The following is a 271-nucleotide window of genomic DNA, read 5'->3' as shown; positions in this document are numbered from 1 at the left end:
CTGGCTGCGCGGCACCACAGCGAACACCGGCACGCCGAGCACGGCTTCCAGTTCGTCGGGACGCTCCACGCCGCCATACATCGCGCGCCTGAAGAAAGTCAGCATGATGCCGAGCACCAGACCGCCGCCCAGCGCAATGAGAATCGCGATCACGCGCTTCGGACGCACCGGCTCATCGGGTGCTTCGGCGAAATCGACCACGCGCACGTTGCCGACCTGGCCCGCCTTCGCGACGCGCAACTGCTGCGCGCTATTGAGCAGGTTCGTATAC

General features: G+C 66.1%; 1 protein-coding gene. It reads right to left on the bottom strand.

The features are described from left to right. Positions 1-271: GNVR domain-containing protein (locus SB753_RS37380; protein ID WP_410805187.1), on the bottom strand; the 271-nt coding region annotated here is incomplete at both ends.

The organism is Paraburkholderia sp. SIMBA_053, assembly GCF_046534895.1.
Taxonomy (GTDB): domain Bacteria; phylum Pseudomonadota; class Gammaproteobacteria; order Burkholderiales; family Burkholderiaceae; genus Paraburkholderia; species Paraburkholderia caledonica.
This window is presented reverse-complemented; position numbering and strand designations above follow the sequence as displayed.